At 43.2% G+C, this 23,841-nt stretch carries 19 protein-coding genes and 1 pseudogene; 12 read left to right on the top strand and 8 right to left on the bottom strand.

What is annotated here, in order from left to right; all coding sequences use genetic code 11:
- The first annotated feature begins 10 nt into the window (after positions 1 to 10).
- Positions 11 to 1,138, top strand: a complete 1,128-nt coding sequence (locus FCL46_RS10775; protein WP_217909605.1) for an alcohol dehydrogenase family protein — start codon at positions 11 to 13, stop codon at positions 1,136 to 1,138.
- Positions 1,139 to 1,230: 92 nt separating this feature from the next.
- Here the strand turns inward: FCL46_RS10775 and nhaC are convergent, their stop codons facing one another.
- From nhaC to FCL46_RS10760, 3 genes are all read right to left on the bottom strand, one after another.
- Positions 1,231 to 2,682: a Na+/H+ antiporter NhaC gene (gene nhaC / locus FCL46_RS10770; protein ID WP_136806473.1), complete on the bottom strand. Its 1,452-nt coding sequence runs from the start codon at positions 2,680 to 2,682 to the stop codon at positions 1,231 to 1,233.
- 25 nt (positions 2,683 to 2,707) lie between these two features.
- Positions 2,708 to 3,418: an aspartate/glutamate racemase family protein gene (locus FCL46_RS10765; RefSeq protein WP_167505809.1), complete on the bottom strand. Its 711-nt coding sequence runs from the start codon at positions 3,416 to 3,418 to the stop codon at positions 2,708 to 2,710.
- 91 nt (positions 3,419 to 3,509) lie between these two features.
- Positions 3,510 to 4,742: a saccharopine dehydrogenase family protein gene (locus tag FCL46_RS10760; protein ID WP_136806471.1), complete on the bottom strand. Its 1,233-nt coding sequence runs from the start codon at positions 4,740 to 4,742 to the stop codon at positions 3,510 to 3,512.
- Between the two features lie 295 nt (positions 4,743 to 5,037).
- On the opposite strand from FCL46_RS10760, the gene FCL46_RS10755 reads away from it, so the two are divergent.
- The 4 genes and pseudogenes from FCL46_RS10755 to FCL46_RS10740 all read left to right on the top strand — a co-directional run bounded on the left by FCL46_RS10755 (position 5,038) and on the right by FCL46_RS10740 (position 7,784).
- Positions 5,038 to 5,700 (top strand): GntR family transcriptional regulator, encoded by a 663-nt coding sequence (locus FCL46_RS10755; RefSeq protein WP_136806470.1) that lies wholly within the window; start codon positions 5,038 to 5,040, stop codon positions 5,698 to 5,700.
- A 125-nt stretch (positions 5,701 to 5,825) separates the two neighbouring features.
- Positions 5,826 to 5,984: pseudogene (locus FCL46_RS28825) on the top strand (zinc-binding dehydrogenase); the annotation flags it as partial.
- A gap of 82 nt (positions 5,985 to 6,066) precedes the next feature.
- Positions 6,067 to 6,945, top strand: coding sequence for a hypothetical protein (locus FCL46_RS10745; RefSeq protein WP_136806469.1), 879 nt, complete (start codon positions 6,067 to 6,069; stop codon positions 6,943 to 6,945).
- A gap of 107 nt (positions 6,946 to 7,052) precedes the next feature.
- Positions 7,053 to 7,784 (top strand): SDR family NAD(P)-dependent oxidoreductase, encoded by a 732-nt coding sequence (locus tag FCL46_RS10740; RefSeq protein WP_136806468.1) that lies wholly within the window; start codon positions 7,053 to 7,055, stop codon positions 7,782 to 7,784.
- Positions 7,785 to 7,994: 210 nt separating this feature from the next.
- Here the strand turns inward: FCL46_RS10740 and FCL46_RS10735 are convergent, their stop codons facing one another.
- Positions 7,995 to 9,464 carry a sensor domain-containing diguanylate cyclase gene (locus FCL46_RS10735; RefSeq protein WP_136806467.1) on the bottom strand — a complete coding sequence of 490 codons (1,470 nt, stop codon included), beginning with the start codon at positions 9,462 to 9,464 and terminating at the stop codon, positions 7,995 to 7,997.
- Positions 9,465 to 9,938: 474 nt separating this feature from the next.
- On the opposite strand from FCL46_RS10735, the gene FCL46_RS10730 reads away from it, so the two are divergent.
- Both FCL46_RS10730 and FCL46_RS10725 read left to right on the top strand, forming a co-directional pair.
- Positions 9,939 to 10,484: a putative pterin-binding protein gene (locus FCL46_RS10730; protein ID WP_136806466.1), complete on the top strand. Its 546-nt coding sequence runs from the start codon at positions 9,939 to 9,941 to the stop codon at positions 10,482 to 10,484.
- Positions 10,485 to 10,521: 37 nt separating this feature from the next.
- Positions 10,522 to 12,084, top strand: coding sequence for a diguanylate cyclase domain-containing protein (locus FCL46_RS10725; RefSeq protein WP_167505808.1), 1,563 nt, complete (start codon positions 10,522 to 10,524; stop codon positions 12,082 to 12,084).
- Positions 12,085 to 12,204: 120 nt separating this feature from the next.
- Here the strand turns inward: FCL46_RS10725 and FCL46_RS10720 are convergent, their stop codons facing one another.
- Positions 12,205 to 12,477 carry an SHOCT domain-containing protein gene (locus FCL46_RS10720; RefSeq protein WP_136806464.1) on the bottom strand — a complete coding sequence of 91 codons (273 nt, stop codon included), beginning with the start codon at positions 12,475 to 12,477 and terminating at the stop codon, positions 12,205 to 12,207.
- A gap of 348 nt (positions 12,478 to 12,825) precedes the next feature.
- On the opposite strand from FCL46_RS10720, the gene FCL46_RS10715 reads away from it, so the two are divergent.
- Complete coding sequence (locus tag FCL46_RS10715; protein WP_136806463.1) at positions 12,826 to 13,227, top strand: c-type cytochrome; 402 nt, start codon at positions 12,826 to 12,828, stop codon at positions 13,225 to 13,227.
- 170 nt (positions 13,228 to 13,397) lie between these two features.
- On the opposite strand, the gene ilvN is transcribed toward FCL46_RS10715, so the two are convergent.
- Together ilvN and ilvB are read right to left on the bottom strand one after the other, a co-directional pair.
- Positions 13,398 to 13,868 (bottom strand): acetolactate synthase small subunit, encoded by a 471-nt coding sequence (gene ilvN, locus FCL46_RS10710; RefSeq protein WP_136806462.1) that lies wholly within the window; start codon positions 13,866 to 13,868, stop codon positions 13,398 to 13,400.
- A complete protein-coding gene (ilvB, locus tag FCL46_RS10705) occupies positions 13,865 to 15,631 on the bottom strand; it encodes a biosynthetic-type acetolactate synthase large subunit (protein ID WP_136806461.1) in 1,767 nt (588 codons plus the stop codon). The genes ilvN and ilvB overlap by 4 nt, the downstream gene beginning before the upstream one ends.
- 540 nt (positions 15,632 to 16,171) lie before the next feature.
- On the opposite strand from ilvB, the gene FCL46_RS10700 reads away from it, so the two are divergent.
- Positions 16,172 to 17,407, top strand: a complete 1,236-nt coding sequence (locus FCL46_RS10700) for an OprD family outer membrane porin (protein ID WP_136806460.1) — start codon at positions 16,172 to 16,174, stop codon at positions 17,405 to 17,407.
- A gap of 224 nt (positions 17,408 to 17,631) precedes the next feature.
- On the opposite strand, the gene FCL46_RS10695 is transcribed toward FCL46_RS10700, so the two are convergent.
- On the bottom strand, positions 17,632 to 19,359 hold the full coding sequence (locus tag FCL46_RS10695; RefSeq protein ID WP_167505807.1) for a two-component system sensor histidine kinase NtrB: 1,728 nt from the start codon (positions 19,357 to 19,359) through the stop codon (positions 17,632 to 17,634).
- A 585-nt stretch (positions 19,360 to 19,944) separates the two neighbouring features.
- Here FCL46_RS10695 and FCL46_RS10690 point away from each other — a divergent pair.
- From FCL46_RS10690 to FCL46_RS10680, 3 genes are all read left to right on the top strand, one after another.
- Entirely contained in the window at positions 19,945 to 20,436 is a 492-nt protein-coding gene (locus FCL46_RS10690; RefSeq protein WP_136806458.1) for a hypothetical protein, read from the top strand.
- A 397-nt stretch (positions 20,437 to 20,833) separates the two neighbouring features.
- The gene (locus FCL46_RS10685) at positions 20,834 to 22,270 is read left to right on the top strand and encodes a TolC family protein (RefSeq protein ID WP_217909604.1); all 1,437 of its coding nucleotides are present in this window, start codon (positions 20,834 to 20,836) and stop codon (positions 22,268 to 22,270) included.
- Positions 22,267 to 23,841: an efflux RND transporter periplasmic adaptor subunit gene (locus tag FCL46_RS10680; protein ID WP_136806457.1), complete on the top strand. Its 1,575-nt coding sequence runs from the start codon at positions 22,267 to 22,269 to the stop codon at positions 23,839 to 23,841. Before FCL46_RS10685 ends, FCL46_RS10680 begins: the two co-directional genes overlap by 4 nt.

Genomic DNA, 23,841 nt, shown 5'->3' with positions numbered 1-23,841 from the left:
TACACGAGAAATGAATCCACAAAAAAACCGCTTTGATCTTAACGGTTGTAAGGCCACTATGAAAGCTATTGTTACCAATGGTAATGGTGGCTACGAAGAACTTGAGTATCGGGATGTTCCGCTACCGACACTTGCCCAAGGCGAGGTCCTTCTACAGGTGCTTGCTGCCGGAGTAAATAACACTGAAATCAATACCCGTCTTGGCTGGTACTCGAGCAAGGTCACTACCGGCACCGAAGATTTGTCATCCGAAGAAAAAGGAAAAGCAAAAGATACTGCGGATGGTGGTTGGAACGAAGCTACACCGTTTCCATTTATTCAAGGCACAGATTGTTGTGGACGTGTTGTTGAAGTTGCTCCTGGCGGAGATGAAAGCATTATCGGCCAGCGTGTATTGGTGCGTGCCTGCATGCGCAGTGCTGGCTGGGATAGTCTGGAAAATATCTGGATGGCCTCAGATTTTGATGGTGCCTTCGCGCAATTTGTTAAAGTGAGAGCCAGCGAAATATTTGCCGTTAATTGTGACTGGAGTGATGCTGAACTCGGCACAATCCCCTGTGCTTATGGTACCGCCGAGAATATGGTTCACAGAGCGAAAGTCTCTGAAGGGGATCATGTATTGGTTGCCGGAGCATCCGGTGGTGTCGGGTCTGCAGTAGTGCAATTAGCGAAGCGTCGTGGAGCGACGGTAACGGCTATTGCCGGTAAGGAGAAACTTGCACAGGTAAAATCAATAGGTGCAGATAAAGTTATTGCCCGGGGCGACGATATCGTTGCAAGTCTTGGCGAAAAATCTGTAGATGTTGTTGTCGACAACGTTGGCGGACCTTCCTTTGGCGAAATGCTTGAGGTGTTAAGAAGGGGTGGTATCTATGTCTCTTCGGGTGCTATTGGCGGGCCCCTGGTAACACTTGATATGCGTACTTTTTACCTGAAAGATCTGACCCTGATAGGGTGTACCGCTTGGGATGAACCGGTTTTTCCAAATCTTATTTCCTATATCGAGAAAGGTGAGATTCGACCGCTCCTTGCGAAAACATATCCACTCGAACGAATTGTTGACGCACAAAAAGAGTTCACTGAGAAAAAACATGTGGGTAAATTCGTTTTGATTCCGCCTCAGCCGGATAAGCTATAAAAGACAGTTTTTTTTGGGTGCTGATAGTAATGCTTAACGGCACAACCAGATTGGTTGTGCCGTTTTTTTTGATTGAAACTATAGATTAATTGTCACTTCTGAATGGCCGGAGCCAATTCCTGGCTCGTCGTATCTAGTGAAAATTCAGTAATTTCCTCTTCATCCCTCTTCCAGATAAATTTCCCTGTAGCCGCATAGAAAATAGCCAGAAGTGGGCAAAGAAGTGAGAAAAACGTGTAGGGAGCATAATCCAGGGTAGCTACACCCAGGGTTGCCGCAGTAAAAATAGCATCGTTGCCCCAAGGCACAAGAAAAGCAAAGAGCGTACCGCTGTCCTCAAGTGTACGGGAGAGGACATTCCCTTTGATATTCATCCGCCTATAAGCAGGTTCGAATGTTTCGCCAGGCAGTACAATGGAAACATATTGGCTAGCGCTAAAAAGATTGGTGGCGAGACAGGCACCGATAGTCGCTAAGATTAATCTAAAACTGCTGCTAATTGAGTTGCTTATAGCCGTTAGCAGAGCTTTGAGTATGCCTGAACGCTGAATTAGTTCTCCAAATGCAAGGACAATAAGAGCTACGGTAACAATCCATGCCATGCTGCCAAGACCGCCTCTGTTGAGCAATTTAGCCGCATCAGCATTACCATAGTCGTAACTTACACCTTTAAAAAGAGCCAGGATGGCCTCTTTGCTTGTAAATGCATCTTGAAAGATCATTCCAGCTAATACACCAAGAATTGAACCAATCATAATACTCATGATCGGTGGAACCTTTTTAATGATCATCAATATAGTCACAGCAGGAACAAGCAGGAGAAATGGGCTTATGAAAAAGACGGAGTCTATAGCGCTCATGAGCTCCTGAGTCTTGGCCGGATTTGCATTCTGGGCGTCACCAAAATTCATTCCGATGACGGCAAAAATGATGAGCGAGATAACTATAGCCGGGCCGCCAGTGAATAGCATGGAGTAGATGTGACTGAAAAGAGGGGTTTTTGCAGTAGCAGCAGCCAGATTTGTCGTGTCTGAAAATGGAGACATCTTATCACCAAAAAGCGCTCCGGAAACAACCATCCCGGCTGCAATCGGGAGTGGCACGCCAAGGCCTTCTGCGACGCCTATAAGAGCTACGCCCATTGTTGCAATACAGCCATATGATGTTCCAGTGAAATACGAGGTGAGGCAGCAGAGGATAAGGCCGGTGGTGAGGTAAAGCGATGGTGTAAGAAGTTCTAGTCCGTAATATATAATAGATGGTATTACACCACCAATTATCCAGCCACCAATTACACAGCCTACAGCCATCAGGACTCCAACAGTGAATGAAGCTTTTTTAAAGCCATCAAGGAGATAACCCTCAATTTCACTCAGGCTGTTACCGAGGTAATACGTTACAGATGCAAGGTAGACAATACACAATACCAGCGTTCCCCGCGTCGGCAACTTGAGAACTTGAAGGCAGACAGCAAGGATGATAACTAGCCCTATCATTGCGAGAAACGCCGAGATAGGTTTTACCGCTTTTTCATCTGGTGACATAATTCTTCTCCTGTCGCTTTGAAGATTAAGTGGAAAATGATTTGTGAACTAATGCAACCATCGTTGACAAGTCATAAACCTGGAGATTTACAGCTTTCCTGACAGCATCTGCAAAAGGAGGCAGGTCGGTACATTCGAGCAAGACTGCTCCTAAATTCGGGTGCTTTTCTTTTGCAGTTACAGCCAATGTAACTATTTCATTTTCCACTTTTTCTATTGAAAGAGGCTGGTCTGGAGAACGACTGATTTTGCTCCATTCCGGCATCTCGTCCATACCATATATTTCGATTCCATGCATATCCGTTACACCAACTGCATGGAAGTGTTCAGGCTTCAAGTCGTGTTTGGAAGCAGTAATAACCAGTAGCTTTTGACCGCCTAGTGAGGCGTGAATAAATGGTATCTGCATTAAAGCTGACGTAAAAACAGGGACCTTGAGAGCATCCGCCAGCTCCTTTTGAAAAATCGCATTAAAGCCGCAACTTGTGATGATTGCTTTGACGCCCTGAGCTATCATAGATTCTGCCGCTTCGACCATGGCACCAACAAGTTTGACATCAGGGGCAACCAGGACAGTTTGGTAGTTAGCCCCTACAACTCTTTCAAAAAGAACGGGAAAGGGATATGTGAGTGGGTTTGTACTGTTGCCGGGAAGAGTTTCTAATTGTTCAAGTCCTTTGGGATTACTTCCTTCCTCCCAGCATAAAACCCCTAGAAACGGCGTTAAGGGCTGCATGTATTTGTCTCCTATAATTTTTTTCATGCTCTGATTGGGCTTTACGGTTGCAACTGTTGGTTCTCATGATTCAATCAATACATATTGAAGGCTATGGATTAAGTTGACCATCCCAATCATTTATAATTTCTTCAAAATGAATGCCGCGTCGTTCTAGTTCATTGAAGTACAAGTCAAGGGGGACTTCCATGGGCATTGTTCTTCCAGGATTTGTGATTTTTCCGTTAAGAATCATCATGCTGCCGATGGCCATGGGAAATCCAACCGTCTGCTGCATAGCAGAGAAACCTGAAGATTTATCATGGTAAATGATGGCTTGCATCAGCACCTGCTTGGGCTGTCCATCAATGATCCCTCTACCATCGACACGGAGAAGAGCGATATCGCTTTCATCATTTTGGTAATGAAACTGCTCTTGATTTCCTAAAAGCGAGGCACAAAATTCATCTGGCTTCACCTGTTGCTCACCTACCTGAATAGGTTGGTCACTTAAAAAGCCACATTTAGCCATTCTTTCCCAAAATGCACCGTGTCCAGGCCAGCGACAGATGTAGCGCCCCATACTTTTAACTGTCTCTTCTATCCCGAAATGATCGACATATTGCGTTGAGTTTCCGTTATAAAAGCACTCAAGTGTATCTCCTAATCCTGGGATTTCCAGTCGATGCGTATTATCAGATGCAAACATTGAGTCTGCTGGAATTTCAACAACCTCACAGTTTTTAAGGTACGTAGCCGGGCGTAGATGCGAGCGGATGACCCCTATAACCGACCAGGTAAATTTATACTTCAAAGGATTGTTTGCAGATTGCAACTCGGGGAACCCCGCACCATAGGAATGAAGTGCATGAACCTCGTCGAAAGTATCTACTATTTTTTGGCCCATGGCTAAGTCGATACCAGGGTCCATGCCGAATTCTTCTAAAATCACGAGGTTTTTTTGCTGGGCTTTTTCATGAAGTATCTCAAGCCGTTCAGCAAAACCAGGCTGATTGGTATAGGCTGGATTATTGATATAACTGGAGGTGATAGCATGACAGTTGCAATCAATAGCCAGCTCAACCATCTGGAGGGTTAAGTGGGGCGGGAAAAATTCTATAACAAGTGAGGCCGGGTGGAGATGCTCGCGTAGTTTAACACGGTCAGTACCGTCAACATGGTATCCATGAACTCTCGGATCTTTTATTAAGTTAATGTCATCAATAAAGCCGTCGTAGCAATCTACTACACTCAACTCGTCAAATTCTCCATACTTGATGAGATCATATACACAGGCTTTTCCTTGCATTCCATAACCCAGCAGAACGATGTTTCGATCCATCATTTACGACTCCTTCAAATTTAAATCTTTTAATGAAAGACAAATATGCACGTAGCAACGTGCACTAAGCAGTTATCCATACATAAATGAATACATTGAAACATGCAAGGAAAAATTTTACAAAGAGAAGATCGTTCTTAAAGTTGGCATTAAAGAGTGTATACGTTACAGCTCTCTGATGGGTGATCTATGTAAGGAGTGTTATTTTTCAGGGATGGCGAGTATAGTATTTAAACTGTAAAGGCTTTGTATTAAAAACTTTTGTTGCTCGTCTCAAACCAATTACAATTACTTTTATATGATAAACAAGAAACAAAAAGAAAGTAGCGAGGAGCTTGCTTACGGTGAAATCCTGAAGCTCATTTATGAACGTAAGTTTACTCCTGGAGATTTCCTTCAGGAAGAACAGCTTTCTCAGGCTTTGGGAATGAGCAGGACTCCTATCAATCGGGCTCTATCCAGAATGAATATCGAGGGTATTCTTGAGAGGAAAAAGAAAAAGGGGTGTTTTATACCTGTGGTAACCTTCGAAGAGGGTCGGAAATTGTTTTCTCTTCGAATAATGATAGAAGGGCAAGTGGCCTGGGAGGCAGCCAAATCCTGTACAGACGAAATTTTGGAGGAATTGAATCAGATAAATAAAAAAGATCAGCAGGCTCTCGATGAAAAGAATGATGCGATTTATTATATGGCCAATCGAGATTTTCACTTTCTTTTAGCTGAATCTACCAAGAATAAATTTTTGGCACGAATCAGCAAACAACTGTTTCACCAGTCGTCAATATACATTTTTTTCTTTGATAGCTTTTATACTTCTCCGCATGAGAGCAAAATTCAAACGCCTGATCAGCATGAAGCGATCTTACAGTGCGTCAGAAATAAAGACGCTGAAAGTGCCAAAGCAGCAATGGAAGATCACATTGCCCACACGATGAAGATGCTAGATCGGAGATATCAATAATTTTTTTCGTAACTTTAATCTGTTGCACGTATTATACTACTCAGGCATTTCGTGAAGGGTGACAGGTTACGTCATTGCAGGTATGTCGTTAACTGTGACTGGAGCGATGTAAGTGTTGGCGGAATTTTTCAAATCTTATTTCCTATATCGAGAAAGGTGAGATTCGACCGCTCCTTGCGAAAACATATCCACTCGAACGAATTGTTTACGCACAAAAAGAGTTCACTGAGAAAAAACATGTGGGTAAATTCGTTTTGATTCCGCCTCAGCCAGAGAATCTATAACTGGCAGTAATCGCAATCAAGACATCAGGCTCTGCATACTTGAGGAAGTATTCGGAGTACAACTCAACGCTATAGCAAAGATATGGGACGTTCCACTGTTTTGGCAATTTCGAAGACGGTATCATCCGCTTTCAGTCGCCTACAGTCGATTACCTATACCGATCAGGAGCTAACTCCTGAGAACTGGTGCGAGCAACAACCATGTCTGAAGGTTAAAGTTGCATCACGAGAAATTATCCTGACCCAACCTTCATCAACGTTTTGGGTGTATCTTCTTGGTTTCCTGACCACAGGAGTGGGCATATATTTTCTCTATGTCCGCGGGAGTGAGATTTCACGTTTGTGGTGGGGCATCTCGCTTGTGCTGTGGGGCATCGGAGCACTTCTGGCCGGGACCAGTTATCAGGCGTTCGGCTACGAAATCAAATGCAGGGGACGTCAGGTATGTAGCTGGACCAGCTGGTGGGAAGTAATCTACCTGATGTTCCAGCAAGTGAGTATGAACGCAATGCTAGTTGCTGTGGCCTATTCATGCACTAGCGGGACATTGCATATGATGCTGATTACTTATGCAATGGTGACCTCTGTGATATATGTAAGTATCGCTTTTGTTGGAGGGTTTGTTCCGATAAAGTCATGTATTACGTTCAACCTGATGGTTTGGGTCTCAACTCCGATTCTTTTGATCGTTTGTATCATAAATGGCTGGCGGTACTATACTTTTAGCAACCATATGGATCTGGTTCTTCTTGGCACCTGGGTATTTCTGCTCCTCACGAGCTGTATATATTGTCTCTATGACAATCTGGGGATTACCCATAAATTATGGGCAGGGGGGAAGGGGATATGGTTCTCGCAAAATGATGTGCTGCACGTTTGCCTGATTTTCTGGGTTATCTATATTGCAACGATTGTAGCCAGCCAGATCACGGATTATGTTGTGCCGGTTCTTCCTGTTTAGTGTTCTCACCAGAGAACAAAGTGGACCAATAACGAATGATTAACGAATACTTCGCTCTGTACTCCATATTGGGGCTAGCGAAAATTATTATCTAATATTAGATCATTATGCCAGCATGTATCATTGTCGGGTCAGGCCCGGGGATCAGCAAATCGATTGCCGAGCGTTTTGGTAGAGGAGGTTTTACAATAGGCCTCGTTTCACGATCTGTTACAAACCTTAAAGCACTAACTCAACAACTGAGTACAGATGGAGTGACTGCGTTTTGGGAACAAGCAGATGCAGGTAACCCAGAACAGCTAAAGACTGCTATTCAGGCACTTATAAATACGCTTGGGCGATGTGACGTGCTTATATACAACGCAGCTGTTCTTAATCCTGCAAATCCACTAGAGCTCACCAGTGAACAATTAATAACAGAATTTTCTGTTAATGTATTAGGCGCTCATGTTGCCACGAAACACGTTGTACCTGATATGGTAAGCAGAAATAAAGGTGCCATAGTATTCAAAGGAGGTGGGTTAGCATTGGAACCATTTCCTGAATGGACTTCTTTGGCACTAGGCAAAGCAGCGTTGAAGAATATGGCAATATCACTTTATAAAGAACTCGCACCGCATGGCATTCATGTGTCCGTAATAGCAATATGTGGAATTGTTACCGAAGGCGGTCCTTTTGATCCGGCTCTTGTGGCAAATGAATATTGGCGTGTTGCCACTGAGCCACGTGGTGTGAAGGATCGGGAAATAATCTACCAACCTATTGGGACAGACCCTCTTTACAACGATCCTGAACATTTACATAAAGAAACAACTATACTGCCGGGTCATGTGAGGTAAGGAACATTTTGATATTTACCTGGGAGGCCGTCAGGGAATAGGGCTTTTCTCTCAGACTGAAGCAAACACGAAAAAAATTACCGGAGGCCTATACGTTTAATATTCCGAGGATTAATTTTCGTATTTAACGAATATATGGGGTGATAAATGCATTATCGGACGGCTCCCTGAAAACGTGGACATGAAGTTACCTCACGCTCTGCAATCCTGCTATTTTGTATACTGCCCGATACCGTTTTTACCGCTACCTTTGACAGCAAAAAGCGCATGGTCTGCTGCGGCCAGCAGAGCGTCTATGTCTATTGCATCTTCAGGAAATGTCGCTATACCAAAGCTCGCTGCCAGGTGAATTTCTATATTTTGATCGAGTCCATAAATAGTCTCTCGCATGCGAATACGGATATCATTCGCTTTCAGTAACGCCTCATCTTGATCATATCCCGGAAGTACAACCACAAATTCGTCACCAGCATAAGCTACGGCAAAAGCAGGTTTTTGCAGGCATGAATTAATGGTATGTGCCACATCCCGAATGGCACGGCTGCCGTTGAGGTGACCATGAGTATCAACGACCTGTTTGAAGTGATCCAGGTCCATAAATATCAGTGAGATCTGTGAGCCATCTGCTTTTGCGTTTTCAATTAATTCAGCAAGAGACTGGTAGAGATAACGCCGATTAAATAAGCCCGTAAGATTATCTTTAAACGAGAGATCTTTAAAACGTTGTTCGCTTTCCCGCAGGGCATCTTCTGCCTTCCTGCGCTCTGAGATGTCTAACAGCGCAACTAATACACGTTCCAGGGTTTCTTCGCAGCCCGGGACAATCATCGATTTTCCAAAAATGTATTTTACTTCACCACTGGCGGTAACAAGCGGTAACTCTCTTTCGCTGATATTTTTCTTCTCGAATATCTCTAAAATAATTTCTCGGGCCATTTTACGGAAAATTTCAGAATCGGTATCAACAAAATTACTGCTTCGTGTAGCACAGTGCTCTAAATCCATGAGCTTAACAAAAGCCGGATTGTGGTCGATCGTTTTTATCATTGACCAGCAATGGTGTATCTGGTCAGGATTTTGTTCGAGATATTTTCTGAAATCTGAAATTCCTGATGCTTGCAGATGTTCCAGATGAGTTTTTAGCTGAGTAACATCCCTTTCAATCATAGCTATAGGTGAAGACTGATACAGCTGACGATATCGTTTTTCACTGCTTTTAAGTGCCAACTCTGCACGTTTCAGATCGGTACAGTCTTCAACAATAGCCATGACCTCAGTTACGGTATCGTCTGGTCCAGGTATTGGGTTGAGATTGTAGCGTAAGTGAATGCAGTCACCAACGTCGGCACCGTAAGAACGCTCGACCATGTATGATTTCTGCCGTGAGATGCATTGTTTAACATCGGGAAAAATATCCTTGGCAATTCTTTCCTGATTCTCTGTGAAATCTACAGATTTTGAATCATTGCAGGAAGGCACAGGGAATATCTCCTGCATTTTTCGGTTAATACCGGTTATGCAACCTCCAGCATTTATGATGAAAATTCCAAGTGGAGCACTGTCACCCAGAAGCTGGTTTCGTGCTTCAATGGTCCTGAGTGTGCTCTCTGCCTTGTGGCAACGTTGTTCAATTTCCTGTAGTTCAATGAGTTTTCTTCGTAGTTCTTCTATTTCAGACATAAGTAGGTCATGGGTTGAACAATAACAATCTGTGTAAGTTTTGGCAAAAGTGGACAGTGAGGAGTATCGTCCAGACTTGCTGAAAATGTGAGGGAAAAAGTGCAAAGGTTCTGATATCTCATCTGTCTAATCTACGTACAATTCTGTACTTGTAATCATTGCCTGATCTTCATGCAGTATAGAATTGTATTGAGCAGGAAATACGTAGGAAATGTGAAGATAGATGTGAAATATTGGGTTTAGAACTTTTGGAAATAGTCAAAAAGGATCTGTTTAGTACTGCAAAACATAGAAATTTCGTAAAAACGTTCTCTGATCATATTAGGTGATATGTTTGCTCAAAAGTATTCTACGCTATAAAATATACTTGTCTTGTCATCAGTTCAGGGAGTTGGAGAAGTTCTACGATTTTCGCAGGAAGTATTGTATTGAAAAGCATAATTCGATTAACTCATTTTTCTAAAGGGGATATTCATGCGTAACTATAATGGTATATCCAGATCTTTTCAGCTTTTTAAAAAGAGTATTATTATGGCTGTGTGTGTTGTTTGCATACTGCAATCAATGTTGGGAGTGGCCTCATCTTCTGAGACTACATCACCTCCACTGCTCATTGTTATTGCAGAAAACCGTGAAGGTGGAGAAAAATATTTCCACAAGTTTGACCGAAAGACCCTTGAAGCTTTCTCGCAAAGGACGATTACAACAGAAACACCTTGGACCACTGGAGTTACAACATTTACAGGTCCTTTATTGCGTGATGTTATTCAGGAGATAAAAATTCAGGGAGAAAATTTGAAGTGTACTGCTCTTAATGATTACTCAATTACTATTCCTGTGCAAGACAGTAAAATCTACGACGTAATTATAGCGATGAAAAGAAATGGAGAAATTATGTCAGTACGGGAAAAGGGTCCACTATGGATTATTTACCCATGGTCTGAGAATTCATCTCTTTGGAACGAGACATATTTTAGCAGGTCAATCTGGCAACTTCGTGATATTGAAATTCTAAAGTAATGCTATTCTATACACTATGATCGAATCAGTACGTAAAATGTTCGTTGTATTCAAACCTGTCTGGACAATTTTGGCAGTAGTATCGCTGTCGCTAACCCTCCTTCTGGGCTTGATGTTAATAAGTTTGCAAAAAGAACAGAGCGCACAAAGTCAGGAAATCCGAGAAGACTTTACCTGGAATATCACACAGGTTGAAAGGGAAGGACTTGTTTTTCTTGATTCAGTTCATCGTTATCGCGATGCGCCTCAACAGGAAAATTTTGAAAATGTCACACTTCTATTTGATATATTCTGGAGTAGAATTTATTCGCTTGAGGAGGGTGAATTCGGTCGTTTTATTCTTGAAGTTAAGGGAACAAAGGAAAGTCTTGATATTCTGAAAAAATCACTTAAAAAGCTGGATCCTGTAGTTGCACGCATAGCAGAACAGCCACAACAACATTGTGTCACGATTATTGACGAAACAAGTAGATCATTGAAATTAATCCATGTGTTGGCAAACAGGATGTCAGAACACATGATGAATAAGAATGAAAGTAAAAGGAACAGGTTTTCGAAACTTTATACAAACGCGTTAATTCTTCTGGCATGCACAACTGTTGTGAGCGTTGTATTGATCATTCTCATTCTGAAGCAGCAATTTAAACTAGACCACCTTACCAGAAAACTCGAACAGCGCGTCGAGGTGCAATCGGCCGATTTGCGAACAAGCAGGCAAAAGGTATTGCTTCTTTCCCAGGCTGTAGAACAGAGTCCTGCTTCTGTCGTCATTTGTAGTGAAAATGGCGAGATCGAGTATGTAAACGCACAATTTGAGAAAATCTCCGGTTATAGCGCTGATGAAATTATTGGAAAAAAACCAAACATACTTAAGTCTCATAAGACCCCTCATGAACTTTATGAAGAGATGTGGAAAGAACTCAAGGAAGGCCGCGAGTGGAGAGGGGAGCTTTGTAACCGTAAGAAAAATGGTGAGCTGTTTTGGGAACAAATTTCCATTTCCCCCATTATCGACGAAGAGACTAGAGTAACCCGATTTTTATCTATTCAGGAAGATATAACTCAACGTAAGCAGTATGAACAGCGCCTCCTGCATATGGCAAATTACGATGATCTTACTCAACTTCCTAATCGCGGACTGGCTAATGACAGGCTTGGGCAGGCAATTCGCAGTGCTGGACGGACTGGCGATTTGGTAGGGTTATTGTTTATTGATCTGGATAATTTTAAACAGGTTAACGATACACTGGGTCATGAAGGTGGCGACGAGCTTTTGAAAAATGTGGCGCTTCGACTGGCGAGTTGTCTACGTTCCTGTGATACCGCAGCTCGTTTTGGTGGAGATGAATTTGTCGTTATTTTATCTGAACTCACTACGAGGGATGACGCTATACATATAACTAAACGAATTATTGGTGCATTTTCAAAACCCTTCACTATCCAGAAAAGCAAGGTATTAACAACAACGTCCATCGGTATAAGTTTTTCACCTGACGATGGGATAGATCCCGCTGAACTGTTAAATAATGCAGATTCCGCCATGTACCTTGCAAAAGCTGAAGGTAAAAGCGGTTACCGGATTTTTGGAGAATTAATATGATCGTGTTTTTTGCCCGTGCCGTCACGTTCCTTCTTCGTTTCCATAATCCGGTGAATGAATTGTTTGGAAGGTATAGTGATTATATACCATGCATTGGCATTACAGTACAAAATCGGAATGTTACTTTTTACCGAGCACTCCTTTTCGTGCCAGATATTCATCTTCGCTGATTTCGCCTGATGCAAATCGATTACGTAAAATTTCAAATGAACTATCATTGTCCTGAACAGTTCTATTACCGAAAATGTGTCTGAATATGCTTATTACCAGATACACTATTGCTGCCCAGAAAAGTATCATGAAAATCCAGCCAAACATCCCGTAACCTTGACCAAATGGAATACCGAAACCGCAAAAGTTACTTCCCCAGTCTCCCATATGTGATCTCCACATAGCTAACTCCTTTATGCTGATTTTTCCTCATGCGAGGACGTAGCGCAGCAACGCTGTTGATGTTGATGTATGAATTTCTATATCTATTATATTTGTAGCAAAACTCACGCCATAACTATACAGTAATTAACATGTGGATAATATTACGCGGTTCTATGTAGGTCTTTGACATTATAAGGATCACAGAGCAAGTGAAGGAGTTGAGTAAAAAATACCCACTCTAAGCAGGAACGGGTAATATCTATACAGCTTGACCTGATAACTCAGCCAAGTTTAATCAAAAGACTAATTTTAAGACATACCCAACTACATATCATCGGATATACAATCACCTACGTTTGGAGAATCATGTTATTATCACTGAAGAAATATGCGCAGCATATACTAACAGGGGCCTGTGTTGCTGTTGCAATTTCAGGCATAGCGATGGCGCATGAATGGATGGCTCCAAAAGACGCTGCTGCAGTCAAAAACCCTGTTAATTTAACTAAAGAATCATCTGCAAATGGAAAGGCCGTGTTCCTTGATAACTGTTCAGCATGCCATGGAGAAAATGCTGAAGGGCTTAATGCACAGGAAGCAGGCCAGAGGTCGAATACCCCTAATCTGAAAAAGCGACTCGCAACGCATTCTGATGGAGATTTCTTCTGGAAAATCAAAAAGGGAAGAGGGGATATGCCTGCTTTTGAGGATAACCTTGAAGAACAGGAAATATGGGATGTTATAAACTATCTGAAATCTGAAAACTAAATGTGTTTTGATTACCTGCAGTTATTGTACTGCAGTCTGTATAGAGTTTCTGCAAGATTCCCTATACAGACTGCTACTCAAAATTGTCGATGAAACGGGCAGTTCGCAGCATATGCGTCGCGCAAATACACTCTATTTCAGTTAACTGCTATATTTTATGATTTTCTCCACTATTTTTCCAGAGCAGTTACTCCGGTACGTGCAATCTCAATGATAAATTCTCGGCCCACCTCATCAAGAAAGGTGTCAATCTTACGGGTGGCCCCGGCAATCTGCAGAATATACATATCCTCGCTCTTCTGGTCGAGGACCTCAAAATCATATCTCTCCTTAAATTGTTTCAGGTGTTCAGCGTCAACCTCCAGCTTGATAATTGCCACTTCACGCCAGTAACTGTGATCGGTATCGAGTTCTTTGACCGAGATGACTTCGGTAAATCTCTCCAGCTGCTTGATAACCTGAAGTACCTTTGCTTCATCATCTTCCTGCAGGGTAATTGTCATCCGGCTGATCCCTTCGATTCGTGAACTGCAGACAGTAAGGGTATCGACGTTGTACATCTTTTTGCGGATAAGCATCGATACTTTGTTGAGCACTCCTGGGCGATCGAGCATAAAGACCAGAATAGCACGTCGCTTCATGAGTCTTCTCCATTATTGTTGGTTGACGGTTCTCTAGGAATAGGGCGCTTGACAATCATATCTTCAAATCCCCCTCCAGCTGGTACCATCGGCAGTATCACTTCACTGGGATCGCAGATGAATTCGAGCACAATCGCTCCCTGATTATCGATTGCGTACTGCAGTGCCGGGATTATCTCTTCGGTCTTTTCAACCTTGCGGTAGGGTATGCCGTATGCCTGAGCAATCAGGCCATAATCCGGGCTCTTCATCGGAGTGCCTGCATAGCGACGATCAAAGAAAAGTGTTTGCCACTGACGCACCATACCGAGATGTCCATTATTGAAGATGAGAATCTTAATATCTATCTGGTGCTCCATAATGGTGCCAAGTTCCTGAATGTTCATTTGGAATCCACCGTCACCACTTATCGACCAGACTCGCTCATCGGGTCGAGCCATTTTGACGCCAATCGCCATCGGTAGAGATACACCCATGGTGCCTGCACCACCTGAGGCGAACCAGCTATTCTCTGTTTGGTAACTATAGAAGCGAGCAGCCATCATCTGGTGTTGGCCGACATCGGGAACAATCAGGTCTTTACCCCCGGAAAGTTGTGAAAGGTTATGAACAATTGACTTCATTAACAACCGATTATTTTCTCCAACCCCACTATCAATTTCCTCCTTTAGATCTTCAGCCATCACCTGGCGAAAATCAGCAATACTCTCAAACCATCGCCGACGTGGCTTATATGTCAGCATTGGGTCATTAACTAAAACATGCAGTGTGCGGTACACATCGGCGTTGATCGCCACAGTGGTGCCAACATTTTTATCAATCTCAGAGGGGTCGATTTCAACATGAATTACATCTGCATTTCGGGCGTACTCATTGAGCTTGCCGGTTACCCGGTCATCAAAGCGCATGCCAAAAGAGATAAGCAGATCGGCTTCCATGATAGCCTTGTTGGCTTCAACAGTCCCGTGCATCCCCATCATTCCCAAGCTCAACCGATGATCGCTCGGCAGCGCTGAAAGGCCGTGCAAAGTAAAGGCTATGGGAATGTTGACCTTTTCTGCGAATTTCTGCAGCAACTTGCCTGCATTGCTGTTGATAATCCCATGACCACAGAACATAATCGGCCGTTCACTGCGGTTTATCAGTTGGATGGCCCGTTGCAGCGGCTCTCGCTCAGGGGTTGGATGGTAGAAAAAACCGGGTAAATACGGTCGGAAGGTGTTTGCATCGAAAGAGTAATCGTCTGAAACCTTTTGGTCTTGTACATCCTTTGGAATGTCGAGAACAACAGGGCCTCCTCTGCCTGTAGTGGCAACATAAAAGGCTTCATGTACCATTAATTCAATATCATCTGCGCACAGCGGCATATAGGTCTGCTTGCAGATAGGCATCATGACCCCGACCACATCGCTTTCCTGGAAGGCATCTGTGGCAATCACACCGGTCGCAACCTGGCCTGTTATTGCCACCAACGGTACTGAGTCCATATAGGCATCTGCGATCCCGGTGGCCAGATTCATCGCCCCGGGACCTGATGTGGTAAGGCATACACCTATTTGAGGAGTATCGGTTGACAGTGAGGCCCGTGATATTCCCTGGGCCATGAATGCCGCCCCCTGTTCATGGCGTGCCATAATGAAGTTGAAATCACCAATTTTATCCATCTCATCAAAGATCGGCATAATGGCCCCGCCTGTGTAACCGAAAATATACTTGACGCCCTTTTTTTTAAGCGTCTGCAGTACCAGATGTTTCCCTGTCATTATGTCCTCTTTGTTGACAGCATAATTTAGAAATCCCGACCAGATATATTCAGACAATTTTACCAAAAGTAGTGTGATGTAAAAGTCAAGTTAGACATTATCTCTAAAAAAGACAGACTTCAAAAAAGGAACATGCAAATAATCCAATGTGTGCACCTAAAAAAAAGTACATTCGAACGTTAGCTATGCAGCATGTGATGCCGTCTTCTGTGGCCCAGGCTTACTATGCAAAAAAGAAACAGAGCGAATCAAAATTGAACTAAAAAGTACACTGAATAAAGGTATTGCCTCACTCGCTATTGGTGCAGGTTGCATTTATTTCGTAATTATAACACTATATAACTGTAACTGAATGGAATTTTATAAAACCAATCGGTAAAGAGGGATACTTTACTCTTCCCGATGGTGGTATTTATCACGCAATAAATTTCAAAAAAACAAAGGTATGCAAGTGATAGGCCCACCTTGTTGTTAGATGCATCTCTTCAAGATATGCTGAGTTGAGTTTGAATAATCAATTATCATCACAGGGAGAAAGGAATGGGAAAGCATTCAAATGTGTATGGCCTGTTCATACTAATGGGACTCATGGGGAATTTTTCGCCTGTGTTTGCAACTGAGGATGCAACAAATCTCAAAGAGTTATTTACAAAAGGTAAAGCCGAAGGATCGCTAAGGTCCTACTATTTTGCACAATTATTTGATGGCACTGGAAAAAATGATAGCAATATCTGGGCAAATGGCGGCCATCTGAAATATACAACAGGAACGATTTACGGTTTGCATCTTGGTGCTAAGTTTCAGGCATCGTTTGTCGGGAGCATAGACGATGACGATGGTAAAACAACTGGTAGCATGGATGCGGAAGGCGCAGTTTTGTCTGAAGCCTACTTGCAATACGATTTGTATAAAACCAGGTTTAAAGGTGGTCGACAGCACTTCAGCTCACCTCTGGTTGCAGATTCGGGTTCAAGACTTATTCAAGAATCTTTTGAGATGTATTTCTTAAGAAACACTGACCTGAAAGATACTGAAATTACAGGAGGCTGGGTTTCGAAATACCAGACACGAACAGATGAGTCGTCATATGGTGATAACGCGTTTGTTGAATATGATATTAATGGAACAGGTGAGCCTGGCGATTTTTATGATGTTGGTGATGACGGAATGTGGATAGTATATCTCAAGAATTCCGTAGTTGAGGGGCTTGAGATTCAGGCTATGTATGGCAATGTGATTGATGTTGTGCAGGGCGTATATGCTGACGCTAAATACACATTTGATATCGCTTTCAAACCGTTTGCGGCTACGCAATATTTTTATTCGGATTGGGATGACTCAATCAAAGACAGTAATCAGTTGATAGGTTTTAAAACAGGTGCGAATTTTGGAGGTGTCGATATTTTTGCAGGTTTTACGACGACAGGTGGTGATCCTGGAGATGAGCGTGTGTTCCATGGTCTCGGCCAGGGAGCATTTTATCAATATACCACTACTACAAAGACTGCAGGGGCAGGTGCTTTTGAGGCGGATACAGATGCATATCAGGTAGGAGTTGGCTACACAGTTGTCGGGTTGAAATCTACATTGAGGTACACATCGTTTGATAATCCTGCTGATGGGGCTGATCTTGATGAATGGACCTTGAATCTGCTATACAAATTTACCGGGAAATTTGAAAATCTACATGCTTCTGTCGATTTCTCTATTCTGGATTATGAAGATGATGAGAAGGATGCCATCGACGTGCGAAGCAGACTTATATATTCGTTTTAATATGAAAAGTAACCGAACAAAATAGAATGTGAGATATTAGGAGGCTGTCCGACAATAGGAGTTTTAGCCAAAAGACAGTCTTTCAGGCAATCAGTTCTTTTCCGGTTCCTGATTCATTTGCGCTAAGAACCAACTGTATCAGTTGGCTGATCCTGTCCCCGGTATAATCATCTACCAGCAGAACATTCACATGTATGTTATTTGATACATGGGTTCCCTACATATCATTTTGGTAATACCATTGTGATTGTGGTCCCTGTGTTTTTTTCTGTTATAACTTCAAATGTTCCATGATGTTGTTCGATAATTTGATGACTTACAGCAAGCCCTAATCCTGTGCCTGTCCTGGTAGTAGTGAAGAACGGATCAAACATTCTCTCCCGCTCTCTTTCTGACATTCCGCATCCTGAATCGATAACGGATATTCGTATATGATGGTCATCCTCTTTACAGCTAAGAGAGATATCGCCACCAGATGCAATTGCGTTTATGCTGTTCTTCAAAAGATTCACAAGTACTTGTAGTAAGAGATCCGGGTCACCCGTATATTCAATACCTGTATTTCGGGGGCAATGAAACCGAACATCATGGTTAGCGAGATCGGCTTTCATCAGCGTGATAGTTTTGGCGAAAAGTGCATCAATGGAGAGTCGACGCAGGTGCGGTTCACGTGGTCGTGAAAACTGCAGCAATCCTGATACCGTATGATTGAGCCTGTCGATTTCATTCACCATCAGGCTGGAGTGCATCTTATCGTCTTCAGTTGCTTCCGGTTTACTACCAAAAAACTGAGCAAATCCTCGCAGTGTACCAAGAGGATTGCGGATCTCATGAGCGATACCGGCCGCCATTTTGCCAAGTGCAGCCATCCTTCTTGAGCGCTCAATCTGAATCTCCATATTGCGTATAGAGCTCATATCGCGAATGACCAGTACCTTGCCAATAGAAGCATCATCATGATTGACAAGAGGGGAACAACTGATACGTAATGGAATTATACACCCCTCACTGTTTTTCCCTTCTGCTGTCTGCTCAAACGCGCTACCGCATGATTCTGAAATAGCTGTTGCCAACTCAGGGAAGGCCTTTTCAACGGGTTGCCACAACAAATCATCGAGCGTACAGCCAAAGAGATCTTCAGTGTTTTGGTTACATGAAACAATGCGATTGTCGGCATCAAGCGAGATAATACTGACCGGGATTGATTCGATAATTGCCTCGGCATAGAGTTTTACATCTGCGAGGGCAGCACTTGTTATACGCATTTTCTGGTAAAGAAAGAGAAAATAGAACCCTGCGGCGCCAACCAGAAAAAGGATTGCTCCCATGAATAGTGCATGCCTGGCATCCTGTTTTCTGGCTTTATCAAACTCTTCGGTAAGAAGACCGACAGAGATAATCTTGTTACTTGCGGCGAGTTGCTCCTGCCACCGCTTGCGTTCTTCATCCGGCATATGCATTTCACGCATTTTTTCGTCGATAGTGAAAAACTTTGAGTAAATGAATACATCACCTTTGCGGTTTAATCGGGTTGTGGCTTGTCCTGTTGTCGACAGTGACTCAATATCTGCTGCTGAAAGAACTGCATTTCCAAGATGTCCTGCCTGGTCAATGATTGAACCATCGGTATCTACGACGGCTATAAAAAGAATGTCTTCGCCTTTGCTGTTTTCGATGAGCAAATTATGGAGCGGGTCCTGGTTGTTTATATGGTGCATCATAACCATTGAGGCCCGGGTGCCCGCCTCAATGGATCGTAAGATGGTCTCGCCTTTATCCTGAAGAAAATTTTCCATGAGCAGCTGGGCCCTGTTGATGTTCTTCAATGTAGAAAAAGTGAGCAAAACAGCAAGTACGATGGTTGCTGCAAGCAAACCTATAGCCGTTCTGGATAGGCGTATGGGTTGCGGTGATTGAGGAATTGCCAGTTTGATACGTTGAGTATCTGCCATAAACATTTGCCCGCTTATGTGAAAACTACCAGATTTTAATGAGATTACCGGTTTCGCCAAACTTCACTTTATCTGAATTGTTTCGTGTTTTACAGTAGAGAACCGTAATGGTGTAGACAACCAGCTGCTGATCATCTTTTTCATCACAGCCCAATATACTTATTTCATATTAAAAATATTATCATCTTCAACACCAGAGTGCTTGTCGTTTAAAATCTATATGATAACCATGCAGGTCAATAGATTCTAACAGGTACAAAAGATACGAATACCATAACTCTCACTTCATAGAATGATTCCGAATCGTCTCTGTACAACAATTAGACATCTTCGTGCGTGATAGTGCCAATTATTTATACAGAGTCTGTTACCTATTAACCACGTCATGAATAACTTACCGTCCATATTGACAGAATATCAGTGCTATGCACTGCTTATGCAGCCATTTCAAGCTCTGGCATGTGAATTGCTAACAATCAATGACATGCTTATACTTCAGATGATACGAGTTGTTCTGGAGTTTGAAGATGAACTCGTATCGGCTGTCTACCAGGAAAGAAAACACCTTCATACAAGGAGAAGAAAATGAAAAGAATTGCTCTGTTTTTTGCGTTAGTGAGTCTCGTATTTGCAACTCAAACCATTGCCATGGAAGGGCATGGAAGTGCTGATAAAGGCGCTGCCTCAGAAGAACATGGAACTATGGAAGGGATGGATCACGGAAGTGAAAGTAAAGACGGAACCTTCACACATACAGCCATGGTTGACGGCATGCACACCGAGTTTAAAGTGATGGATCTCGCAAGTATGAACATGAAAGATCCGGAAGGTAAAACTCATCATGTTATGGTCACATTCATGCGGGATAACGCTAAAGTAATGAAAGCTGTAGGCAAGATTAAATTAGTATCCCCATCAGGAAAAGAGCAACTTGCTGAAATGAAAGACTTCGGTGGCGGAGTATTTGCTGCAAACTTTACTATTGATGAACCTGGTAAGTGGGGAGTCATCTGTCTCTTTAAAGAAGCAGAAGGAAAGCATACGGTGAAGTTCTGGTATGATCATATGGCTATGTAAATACCTCTTCTGTAATTTGTATAAACCCGGTTGTGTAGATTGAATGCTGCAGCCGGGTTTTATGCCCATTCTGAGGTGGCTTAAAGCCTTCAGTCTATCGACATATAGCAGCTCCATCGTGTCGCCCAATTATATCCGATTGGTAACCACTTGAGGAAACAGTATGCGATAGTAAGCGTTTAATAAATTGTATTTTTTGTAAAGCCTTCAGAAAAGTAAATCTTTGGCTGTATACTAAAAGGGGATAATCTCTCCCCCCCCTGTAATGCAGAGTGATTTTAACGATGGAATATATTTTTAAATCCCGGCGTCAAATAATTGTGCAATTGTCTACGACAGAACATTGAGTAAATCGAACTCAAGTACCAAAAAAACATCCAACTGAGGAGGGGAATCCGTGAAACTTCTATCCCAACGAATTACGTGTAGTCATACATTTCGGCGTGTTTTACTACAGTCCATCGTGATCATGGGCCTGGTTTCGAACGGGGCCATCCTTGCTGGAGCCACTGAAAAAACACTCAGTCTACAGAGGGCGGTTACTGCAGCGCAGAGCAATGACCCATGGCTGGTTCGGTCAGAACATGCACAAAAATCAGTTGAGTCAATGAGTGTGGCGGCCGGGAGCCTCCCTGATCCAAAGATGAATGTGGCTCTGGCAAATTTTCCAACCGACACCTTTGATATTGATCAGGAGCCGATGACTCAAATCAAAGTTAGTGTTTCCCAGATGTTTCCTAAAGGGGATACTCTGGCAATAAAACGAAAACAATTGGAAATTGTCGGTAGTCAGTTTCCTTTTCAGCGACAGGATCGTAAAGCTAAAGTTGTTGTAATGGTAAGCAAACTATGGCTGGAAGCCTATAAAGCTCAGGAAAGTATTACCCTTATTCTAAAAGATAGACCGCTTTTTGAACAACTAGGCGATATTGCCGAGGCGAGTTATTCATCAGCTATGGGCAGAACCCGTCAGCAGGATATAATCCGTGCTCAACTTGAGCTGACCCGGCTTGATGACAGGCTCACCATGTTGAGGCAGAAAAAAGAGATGGCAATTGAACAACTCTCACAGTGGGTGAGTTCGAATTTTCGTCATGAATACGTACAGGAAGATATCGCGGGTTCGGATATGAGGGTTTCCTGGTCGCAAATGGAACTAGATCGGGAGTTACCAAAAGTGCCGATGCTGCAGCCAGCAATCTATTTGGCACAAATTACAGTGGACCCTCAGGAACTCTTTACCTATTTCTCAACGCACCCTTCGGTGAGCGCAATAGACAGGAAAATCAAGGCAAGTGACACTGGTGTAGATCTTGCGCGACAAAGCTACAAGCCGGGGTGGGGGGTAAACGCCAGTTACGGCTATAGGGCCGAGGCTCAGAATGGTAGTGATCGTGCAGATTTCGTTTCACTTGGCGTCACTTTTGACTTGCCGTTTTTTACAGAAAACCGGCAGGACAAACAGGTCGAGTCTGCACTTTCCAACACACAAGCGGTGAAGACAGAAAAATGGCTGTTGATTCGTGAAATGATCTCAAAATTTGAAAATTCAAGAACCCAGCTGGTGCGACTTGAAGAGCGGCAGCGTCTTTTTGAGCGTGATTTGTTACCACAAATGCATGAGCAGGCAGAAGCTTCACTCACTGCATACACCACTGATGATGGTGATTTTGCAGAGGTTGTCAGGGCACGGATAGCTGAACTGAATGCCACAATCGATGCACTTGGAATACGGGTTGAAAAACAGAAATCCATTATTGATCTGAATTACTTTTTTATGAAAGATGCTGACCAGATTATTGCTGGCAACGGCAATGCGGGAGAATTGAAATGAGTAAGAGCGGAACTGTTATTGCCTCACTAGTTGTCGGGGCAGTTATAGGAGCAGCGGCAACCTGGTTTGGCTATCCTGAATTGCAAAAATATATCCCCGGAGGAGCAGGAGGCAGCGGTATGGCTCAAGATAGCGGTGCAGCGATCGAAGAAAAAAAACCGCTATACTGGGTTGCGCCGATGGATCCGAATTATCGGCGTGATAAACCAGGTCAGTCACCGATGGGTATGGACCTGATACCTGTTTATGAAGAAGATGAAGGCGGGTCAGATTCCGGTCCTGGAACTATCAAAATATCCCCGGATGTTGTCAATAACCTTGGTGTGCGCACTGCAACTGCAGAGAGAAAGCCGTTGCACTCTACGATTCAGACTGTTGGCTATGTTGAATATGATCAGGATCAACTGGTTCATATTCATCCGCGTGTTGAAGGGTGGATTGAAAAACTCTATGTGAAAACATCAGGGGATCCCGTGAAAAAGGGTCAGCCGCTCTATGAGTTGTATTCTCCTGCACTGGTTAATGCTCAGGAGGAATTACTCCTGGCACTGGACAGAAAATCAGAACGTTTGATTCAAGCTTCAGAAAACCGTCTGGACTCACTGCGGGTGCCGAATTCAGTAATACGAGATTTGAAAAAGAACCGAAAGGTCAGGCAGACCATTACCTTTTATGCACCGCAGACAGGCGTTGTTGATAATCTTAATATTCGTCAGGGATTTTTTGTAAAACCCGGTGTTACCTTAATGTCGATTGGTGCAATTGATCAGGTATGGGTCGAAGCAGAAGTTTTTGAGCGTCAAGCTTCACTGGTAGCTGAAGGCTTACCTGTCACCATGACTCTCGATTATCTGCCAGGCAAGGATTGGCGTGGAGTGGTTGATTATGTCTATCCAACCCTCAACCCCAAAACACGTACAGTACGTGTGAGGCTGCGCTTTGATAACGAGAATGAGTTATTAAAACCAGATATGTTTGCCCAGGTTGTTATCCATGCAGAAAGCTCGGAAGAAACACTACTGGTTCCAAAAGAAGCTGTGATTCGTTCCGGTAGTTCGAACAGGGTTGTGCTGGCACTCGGAGACGGGAAGTTCAAATCAATAAATGTGAAGGTGGGCAGGTTTGATGAACTTTCAGCCGAAATATTATCCGGTCTATCTGCAGGAGAAAAGGTTGTCAGTTCTGCCCAGTTCCTGATCGATTCAGAATCCAGCAAGACTTCAGACTTTAAACGGATGAATCATGGAGAAGAATCCGTCCCAGGAAGTGTATGGGTTGGTGCCACCATCAACAGCCTGATAAACGATCAGAGAATGGTCAATGCCAGTCATAAAGAGATAAAAGCGTGGGATTGGCCAGAGATGACGATGGATTTCAAGGTTGCTGAATCCGTCGATATCGCTTTGCTTTCAGTAGGGTTGGAGTTGAATGTGGAGATTTCTAAAATCCAGGAAAATCAGTACGAAATTACGTCTATTCATATTCCGGGAAAAGAGGATAACAAAAGCCTGGATGAGCTGAGCTTTGATGATATGGATCTTGATGATATGAGCCTCGACGACCTTAAATAA

It is taken from the genome of Desulfosediminicola flagellatus, from assembly GCF_005116655.2.
In the GTDB taxonomy this organism is placed as follows: Bacteria; Desulfobacterota; Desulfobulbia; order Desulfobulbales; family Desulfocapsaceae; genus Desulfopila; species Desulfopila flagellata.
This window is presented reverse-complemented; position numbering and strand designations above follow the sequence as displayed.

Bases quoted from the DNA above. Each gene is read 5' to 3' on its own strand.
- FCL46_RS10775 (WP_217909605.1), top strand. From the start codon at position 11: ATGAATCCACAAAAAAACCGCTTTGATCTTAACGGTTGTAAGGCCACT.
- nhaC (WP_136806473.1), bottom strand. From the start codon at position 2,682: ATGTCACCAGATGAAAAAGCGGTAAAACCTATCTCGGCGTTTCTCGCA.
- FCL46_RS10765 (WP_167505809.1), bottom strand. From the start codon at position 3,418: ATGCAGCCCTTAACGCCGTTTCTAGGGGTTTTATGCTGGGAGGAAGGA.
- FCL46_RS10760 (WP_136806471.1), bottom strand. From the start codon at position 4,742: ATGATGGATCGAAACATCGTTCTGCTGGGTTATGGAATGCAAGGAAAA.
- FCL46_RS10755 (WP_136806470.1), top strand. From the start codon at position 5,038: ATGATAAACAAGAAACAAAAAGAAAGTAGCGAGGAGCTTGCTTACGGT.
- FCL46_RS10745 (WP_136806469.1), top strand. From the start codon at position 6,067: ATGGGACGTTCCACTGTTTTGGCAATTTCGAAGACGGTATCATCCGCT.
- FCL46_RS10740 (WP_136806468.1), top strand. From the start codon at position 7,053: ATGCCAGCATGTATCATTGTCGGGTCAGGCCCGGGGATCAGCAAATCG.
- FCL46_RS10735 (WP_136806467.1), bottom strand. From the start codon at position 9,464: ATGTCTGAAATAGAAGAACTACGAAGAAAACTCATTGAACTACAGGAA.
- FCL46_RS10730 (WP_136806466.1), top strand. From the start codon at position 9,939: ATGCGTAACTATAATGGTATATCCAGATCTTTTCAGCTTTTTAAAAAG.
- FCL46_RS10725 (WP_167505808.1), top strand. From the start codon at position 10,522: ATGTTCGTTGTATTCAAACCTGTCTGGACAATTTTGGCAGTAGTATCG.
- FCL46_RS10720 (WP_136806464.1), bottom strand. From the start codon at position 12,477: ATGTGGAGATCACATATGGGAGACTGGGGAAGTAACTTTTGCGGTTTC.
- FCL46_RS10715 (WP_136806463.1), top strand. From the start codon at position 12,826: ATGTTATTATCACTGAAGAAATATGCGCAGCATATACTAACAGGGGCC.
- ilvN (WP_136806462.1), bottom strand. From the start codon at position 13,868: ATGAAGCGACGTGCTATTCTGGTCTTTATGCTCGATCGCCCAGGAGTG.
- ilvB (WP_136806461.1), bottom strand. From the start codon at position 15,631: ATGACAGGGAAACATCTGGTACTGCAGACGCTTAAAAAAAAGGGCGTC.
- FCL46_RS10700 (WP_136806460.1), top strand. From the start codon at position 16,172: ATGGGAAAGCATTCAAATGTGTATGGCCTGTTCATACTAATGGGACTC.
- FCL46_RS10695 (WP_167505807.1), bottom strand. From the start codon at position 19,359: ATGGCAGATACTCAACGTATCAAACTGGCAATTCCTCAATCACCGCAA.
- FCL46_RS10690 (WP_136806458.1), top strand. From the start codon at position 19,945: ATGAAAAGAATTGCTCTGTTTTTTGCGTTAGTGAGTCTCGTATTTGCA.
- FCL46_RS10680 (WP_136806457.1), top strand. From the start codon at position 22,267: ATGAGTAAGAGCGGAACTGTTATTGCCTCACTAGTTGTCGGGGCAGTT.